Source organism: Kitasatospora sp. NPDC091257, from assembly GCF_044757675.1.
Lineage (GTDB): Bacteria > Actinomycetota > Actinomycetes > Streptomycetales > Streptomycetaceae > Kitasatospora > Kitasatospora lactacystinica.
Genome location: NZ_JBIVVI010001732.1, coordinates 1 through 1,347 on the forward strand (window position 1 = coordinate 1; position 1,347 = coordinate 1,347).

The 1,347-nt window shown below is 67.6% G+C and carries 2 protein-coding genes; both read left to right on the forward strand.

The genetic code is table 11. The features are described from left to right. The first annotated feature begins 179 nt into the window (after nucleotides 1–179). Complete coding sequence (locus ACIQOV_RS41615; protein ID WP_380546013.1) at nucleotides 180–968, forward strand: PspA/IM30 family protein; 789 nt, start codon at nucleotides 180–182, stop codon at nucleotides 966–968. Nucleotides 969–1,004: 36 nt separating this feature from the next. Continuing rightward, nucleotides 1,005–1,298 carry a hypothetical protein gene (locus ACIQOV_RS41620; RefSeq protein WP_401056369.1) on the forward strand — a complete coding sequence of 98 codons (294 nt, stop codon included), beginning with the start codon at nucleotides 1,005–1,007 and terminating at the stop codon, nucleotides 1,296–1,298. Nucleotides 1,299–1,347 lie beyond the last annotated feature (49 nt).

The window sequence follows — 1,347 nt, forward strand, 5'->3', positions numbered from 1 at the left end:
GTATGAGGGGCGGATCCACCCGGGGGAGGAGGAAACGCCACTGGTCGCTGTAGCAGTCTTGTTGCAGGCAGGTGCACTGCGGCGACGGGCTCGCTGCACATACACTCGTCGTGTCTGGTAACGAGATAAAGACCGCAGGCCGGAGAAGGGGGCACCCGAGGCCCATGAGCGACGGAATCATGAAGCGTATGGGGTTGATCTTCCGCTCCAAGGCGAACAAGGCCTTGGATCGGGCGGAGGATCCCCGTGAGACGCTCGACTACTCCTACCAGAAGCAGCTCGAACTGCTGCAGAAGGTACGGCGTGGTGTCGCGGACGTCGCGACCTCGCGCAAGCGGCTCGAACTCCAGCTGACGCAGCTGCAGCAGCAGTCCGCCAAGTACGAGGACCAGGGCCGCAAGGCGCTGTCGCTCGGCCGCGAGGACCTCGCCCGCGAGGCGCTGACCCGCAAGGCCAACATGCAGTCGCAGATCACCGACCTGGAGACGCAGTACCAGCAGCTCCAGGCCGAGGAGGAGAAGCTCACGCTCGCCTCCCAGCGACTTCAGGCCAAGGTGGACGCCTTCCGCACCAAGAAGGAGACCATCAAGGCGACGTACACGGCCGCCCAGGCGCAGACCCGCATCGCCGAGTCCTTCTCCGGGATCTCGGAGGAGATGGGCGACGTCGGCCTGGCGATCCAGCGTGCCGAGGACAAGACGGCCCAGATGCAGGCCCGGGCCGGTGCGATCGACGAGCTGCTCGCCTCGGGCGCGCTCGACGACGCGAGCGGTCTCGGCCGCAAGGACGACATCGAGGCCGAGCTGGAGCGGGTGGCCGGCGGTTCCGACGTCGAGCTGGAGCTGGCCCGGATGAAGGCCGAGCTGTCCGGCCCCTCCTCGACCGGCCCCGCCGCGATCGAGCAGGGCAAGCAGGACGTCCAGCCGCAGCCGCAGCAGGACACCCCGCGCATCAATTACAACAAGTGATCTGAGCTCGACCCACGAACCAGGGAGACGCACGGCATGATCATGAGGGTCATGGGTGAGGGGCAGTACGAGGTGGGCGACGACCACCTGAACCTGCTCAACGAGCTCGACGCCGAGCTCGTCACTGCGGTGGATTCGGGGGACGAGACGCTCTTCCGCCAGGCCTACGGCAAGCTCATCGACGCGGTGAAGCAGTACGGCACCCCGGTGCCGCTGGATTCGCTGGAGCCGTCCGAGCTGATCCTGCCGAGCGCCGACGCGACGATCGACGAGGTCCGCGAGCTGCTGATGGCCGACGGCGAGGGCGTGATCCCGGGCTTCCCCGAGTAGCGCCCGCGGCTGCTGCCAGACGAAAGGGCGGGCCCCCTCCGGTGGGAGG